The 5,203-nt window shown below is 69.9% G+C and carries 7 protein-coding genes; all 7 read right to left on the reverse strand.

Annotated elements, in window-relative coordinates; genetic code table 11:
• Positions 1-495 (reverse strand): nitroreductase/quinone reductase family protein, encoded by a 495-nt coding sequence (locus tag V6M46_RS09810; RefSeq protein WP_332664315.1) that lies wholly within the window; start codon positions 493-495, stop codon positions 1-3.
• Position 496: 1 nt separating this feature from the next.
• Positions 497-1,006: a pyridoxamine 5'-phosphate oxidase family protein gene (locus V6M46_RS09815; protein ID WP_332664317.1), complete on the reverse strand. Its 510-nt coding sequence runs from the start codon at positions 1,004-1,006 to the stop codon at positions 497-499.
• Positions 1,007-1,105: 99 nt separating this feature from the next.
• Positions 1,106-2,116: an allantoicase gene (gene alc, locus V6M46_RS09820; RefSeq protein WP_332664319.1), complete on the reverse strand. Its 1,011-nt coding sequence runs from the start codon at positions 2,114-2,116 to the stop codon at positions 1,106-1,108.
• Positions 2,113-3,468, reverse strand: a complete 1,356-nt coding sequence (allB, locus tag V6M46_RS09825) for an allantoinase AllB (protein WP_332664322.1) — start codon at positions 3,466-3,468, stop codon at positions 2,113-2,115. The genes alc and allB overlap by 4 nt, the downstream gene beginning before the upstream one ends.
• Positions 3,469-3,476: 8 nt before the next feature.
• Positions 3,477-4,382, reverse strand: coding sequence for a factor-independent urate hydroxylase (gene pucL / locus V6M46_RS09830; protein WP_332664324.1), 906 nt, complete (start codon positions 4,380-4,382; stop codon positions 3,477-3,479).
• Positions 4,383-4,388: 6 nt separating this feature from the next.
• Positions 4,389-4,721 (reverse strand): hydroxyisourate hydrolase, encoded by a 333-nt coding sequence (gene uraH, locus V6M46_RS09835; protein ID WP_332664326.1) that lies wholly within the window; start codon positions 4,719-4,721, stop codon positions 4,389-4,391.
• A 37-nt stretch (positions 4,722-4,758) separates the two neighbouring features.
• The coding region (locus V6M46_RS09840; RefSeq protein WP_442880494.1) for a DUF6986 family protein at positions 4,759-5,203 on the reverse strand (445 nt) is incomplete at its 5' end.

The following is a 5,203-nucleotide window of genomic DNA, read 5'->3' on the forward strand; positions in this document are numbered from 1 at the left end:
CTAGCGCGGCTCGAGGATGACGACCGGGATCTTGCGGTCGGCCCACGCCGCGTACTTCGCGAAGTCCGCGTACAGCTCGACGAGCCGGGGCCACAGCTCCGCCCGCTCGTCCTCGCGGGCGACCCTGGCGCGTACCCGGCGACCTCGTTCCTTGCGGAGGTGCACCTGCGTCTGCGGATTCGCGACCAGGTTGGCGTACCACTGCGGGTTCTTCGGCAGCCCGCCCTGGGAGGCGACGATGACCAGGTCGGGGCCGTTCTCGAGGTAGAGGAGTGGGGCGGTGAACCGCTTGCCGGACTTCCGGCCCACGTGCTCCAGCAACAGGGTGGGCACGGGTTTCCTGAACCCGGCGCCGACGCGCCACTTGGACCCGATCCGGCCGTTGGTCAGCTGGAACACGCGCACCTGGGCCTTGGACAGGACCTTGATCAGCTTGGCCGTGACGGGGGAGTCGAGCCCGGGGGGTTTCGCGTCCGGCAGGGACAAGCGGCCCATGTCAGCGGCCCTCTGAAGCGACGGGTGCGGTGGTGCCGCCGAGCGGGATCGGGTCGAGGCCGAGCTTGCGGTGATCCCACGAGCGGGTGCGTTCGACGTCGAAACGCACTGCGACGCGGTTGTGCAGCATGAGCTCGACGAGCGGCTCGACCTCGTCGGTGTACGGGCCGTTGTAGCGCTCCCACACGTTGACGCCGACCGCCCACAGCGCATCGGGGTCATCGACGATGGCGCATCGTCCTTCGAGGGAGACGCCGCGCAGGGAGTCGTACGTGAGGCCGTCCTCGAGGAGCACGGTCGCTCGGGGGTCCCGCCGGATGTTGACGGTCTTCTGCGCCTTGGCCTTGGTCTCGAACCAGATGACCCCGTCGATGACGGCGAACCACATCGCCACCGCATGAGGATGGCCGGTACGCCCGAGCGTCACCAGGGTCGCGGTGCGCCTCGATGGCACGAAGGCCTCGATCTCCTCGTCGGTCATCACGACCTGGGAGCGCTGATTGATGCCCATGCGACCTCGTTCCTGCGTCGTGTCACGTCGTACCCGGTGACCCAGCAAATGCTTGGTTGACTGAACGATAGCCTTCCTCGCTTGGTGAGCGGGGGTGGGTCAGCGCTCGGCGTTGAACTCGTCCAGAAGCCGCTGGTACGTCTCGGACTCGATCTCGCCCCACACCCGGAGGCGCGAGATCCCCCCATCCGGGTACACGTCCAGCCGGACGAGCTCCACGGGGTCGGACGCGTCGACCACCAGCACGTGGCGGGTGTCGGGCAGGGCCCGGCGTCGCGCGACGAGCGGGATCCAGGTGGAGGGATCGTCGAGATCCTCACGCCCCTTGATGCCGACGAGCCGGACCTCGCCGGGCGCGTTGCCCACGAAGTACGACGTGTCGATCTCGACCCGGCGTACGGCGCCCCGGCCGGCCAGAGCGACCGTGAGGTGATCGTTCCCGTCGTCGCGTCGCCGGGCGTTCTCCCAGCCCTCACCCATGCTGCGTGCCCGACCGGGCAGCAGCACGTGGTGCGGAGGGGAGTAGAAGCGGTTGGAGCAGTCGACCACGACCCCGCCGTTCTCCAGCGCCGCGAGGTCGATCGTTCCGCTGAGCAGGCGAGGATCAGGCACCACCTCGCCGTGGACGCGAAGTCGGGCGACACCACCGTCTGGATAGATCGTGAGCCGTACGTGCGTGTAGCGGTGGGGGTCGGCGACGGGGTAGAGGTTCTCGGTGTCGCCCTGCGCAGGGCTCTTGTCGACGAGCGTCGTCCAGGACGCGGCGAGGAGCTCCTCGGGGCCGACGTGGTCGTCGATCTCGACCGCCTCGATCGAGATGTGCGGCGGATAGTTGCCCGTGAACCACGCGGTGTCAACCACGACCCCGTGGATCACGCCGGGCGCGCCGAGCCTGACGATCGCCTGGTCGTGCTCGCCGCCGTCGCGACGACGCCGGGTCTCCCACCCGTCGTAGACCTTGCCCTTGTGGCCGAACTCCTCGGCCGAGAACGTCGACGGCTCGGGCTTGATCAGGTTCTCGCGCTGGGCGAACAGCTCGTCACTGGCCCAGACCACGCTGCCGGCCAGCTGGCGGGACGCCAGATCGGGATGATCACGAAAGTCGGTCATGCGTGTCCTCTGCTCAGTAGGTGTCCGCGTGCTCGGGTGTCTGTCGCCCGGGGGCCGAAGATCGGGGTTCCCCGCAGCCAGGTCTGCCGGACCGTCCCGGAGAGCCGGCGGCCGTCGTAGGGGGAGACCGCGTTGCGGTGCAGCAGCTGCGCGGCGTCGACCGTGAAGACGTCGTGAGGGGCGAAGAACGAGAAGTCCGCGTCAGCGCCCGTGGCGAGTCGTCCCTTCGTACGAAGCCCCGCGCGATCGGCCGGGGCCTGCGCCATCCACCGCGCGACGTCCGCGAGGTCGTGCCCCCGGCGGTGCGCCTCGGTCCACACCAGGGAGAGGCCGAGCTGGAGGGAGGAGATCCCGCCCCATGCGAGCCCGAAGTCGCCGGTGTCCGGTCGTTTCAGCTCCGGCGTCGAAGGTGAGTGGTCCGAGACGATGAAGTCGATGTCGCCGGCGCCGAGGGCCGCCCAGAGCCGGTCGCGGTTGTCGGCCTCGCGAATCGGTGGGCAGCACTTGAACTGCGTGGCGCCGTCGGGGACGTCCTCGGCGGTCAGGACGAGGTAGTGCGGGCAGGTCTCGGCCGAGAGGCGTACGCCGTCACGCCTGGCCGACCGGATCATCGGGATCGCGTCGGAGCTCGACAGATGAAGGATGTGCGTACGAGCGCCGGACCGCCGGGCCTCGTCGATGACCTGCGCGATCGCGAGGTTCTCGGCCTCTCGGGGTCGCGAGGCGAGGAATGTCCGGTAGCCGGCGCCGCGGGCGGGAGGGGCGTGGTCGATCGTCTCGGCGTCCTCGGCATGCACGATCAGGAGGCCGTCGAACCCGGCGATCTCGTCCATCGCTGCGCCCAGCTGATCGGCGTCGAGGTGGGGGAACTCGTCGACACCCGAGTGGAGCAGGAAGCACTTGAACCCCAGGACGCCCGCTTCGTGCAGCTCGCGCAGTGTCCCGAGGTTGGCCGGGACGGCGCCGCCCCAGAACCCGACGTCGACGTGTACCTGCGGCCGGGCGGTCTGCTGCTTGAGGTGGAGCGCCGCGACGTCGCAGGTGGGCGGGATGCTGTTGAGCGGCATGTCGACCAGGGTCGTGATGCCGCCGGCCGCGGCGGCGCGCGTCGCGCTGCTGAACCCTTCCCAGTCGCTGCGCCCCGGATCGTTGATGTGGACATGCGTGTCGACGAGGCCCGGCATCAGCACCTCGTCGTCCTGCAGGTCGACCACGAGTCGTGCGTCCTCGGCGATCGCCGAGTCGAGGTCCTCCACCGCCGTGATCACGCCGTCGCGGACCCCGATGGCCCTCGGGCCGGCGCCGTCCGGCGTGACGGCTGTCGCGGCCCGGACGACGAGGTCGTAGGTCATCGCGGTGATCAGCAGAACCCCGGAACGGCCGTCCAGGCGTCGCCGGGCGGGGGAGCATCGTCGCGGACCACGCTGGCCTCGATGAGACCGTACGGCCGGTCCGCCGCGAAGAAGACCTCGCCGGGATTGTCCGTCCCGAACGGCGACAGGTCGACGAGGAAGTGGTGCTTGTTGGGCGCCGAGAACTTGATCTCGGCGACCTCCGGATGCTGTTCGAGGACGGCCTTGCCCATGCCGTAGAGCGTCTGCTGGAGCGCGAGGCTGTGGATCGTGGCGAACTGCTCGAGCAGGATCGCCTTGATCGACGCGTGTGCGGCGTCCCAGTCCACGTCCTGGTGCGCGTAGCGCCATCTGGCCACGAGCGACGTGGCGAGGATGCGGTCGTCGGCCTCCTGGAGCGTCGTGTACTCGTCCTTGAGGAACCCCCGGAACTCCGAGCCGGTGGTCTTGGCCACGACCAGGTCGCCGATGCCCGAGATGACGTGCGTACGCTGATCCGCCCCGCGGCCCTCGACCGTGACGATCGTGTTGCGGATGCCCTGCCCACCGCGCACGAACGAGTGGTCGTGACCCGTGCCGCCCACCGGGATGCGCTCCCAGTGGTACTCCTCGACCGTGATGCGTGCGCCGGTCGCCTGCGGCGTCTGGTGGACGAGGTGCTTGCCGAGCGTCAGCGCGTACTCCTCGATCGAGGTGAGCGGCTTCTGCTTGGCGAACGCGAACGCGGTGTTCTTCTGGGTGTCGGTGGGCAGGACCGCTGACTGGTCGCCGGTGACATGGGCGTCCTCGAAGTCACCGCGCAGGGCGGTCGAGACGTTGAGGTCGCGGATCTCGTGGCGGGCGGTGTCGCGGAAGACGCGGACGACACGGGACTCGGCCTTGCCGTACTGGTTGGGTCCAAGCGTGATGGCCATGCGGCGTCAGACTCCTCGATACGTCGAGTACGCGAACGGGCTCAGGAGCAGTGGCACGTGGTAGGGCCATTCGCCGTCGACCACGGTGAACGTCACGCTGATCGAGGGGTAGAAGCTCGTCTGGCCGGTCCGGGCGAAGTACTCCGTCGGGTCGAACGTCAGGCGGTACGTGCCGGCGCCCGGCAGATCGGGCGTGAGCTCGCGGACCCGGCCGTCCGCGTCGGTCGTGGCATGAGCGACGTACGTCGCCCCGGCGTCGATCTGCTCCAGCGTGACCGGGATGCCGTCGCCGGGCCGGCCCAGCGTCGCATCGAGCACATGCGTGGTGACTCGCGACATGACCTCAGCGCCTTCCGGTTCGCGTCATGGCCCGAGCCTACGACGCATCCGGGCCGGCGGGGCGCTTCGCGAGCCGAGCGAGGGTTGCCGGATCGGGGGCGCCGGCGTCGGCGAGGGACTCGGGTGTCGCGGCACCGCAGTCCACTGCTCGCAGGATGAACTGCGCCAGCGCCCTCGCGGTCGCCGGCTCGTCCATCACCCCTGACGACGCGCCCGCGAGATAGGTCGACAGCCGCCGGATCGCCGCCGGCAGGCCCTCGTCCATGAACGCGAACACCGCGGCGTGGCGCGTGACGAGCTGCGCCGGGTGGAGGTCCCAGCCCTGGTAGATCCCGCGCTCCAACGAGCGCCGGACCAGGCGGGCATGGAGGGCCCAGGCGGCCCGGACCTCGGCGGTCGCGCCGACCGGGAGCACGTTGGTCGAGCCGTCCGACATGAAGACGCCCGTGCCGGCGACGGCGACGTGCATCGTGGCCTTCGCG

The sequence above is a fragment of the Aeromicrobium sp. genome (assembly GCF_036676885.1).
In the GTDB taxonomy this organism is placed as follows: Bacteria; Actinomycetota; Actinomycetes; order Propionibacteriales; family Nocardioidaceae; genus Aeromicrobium.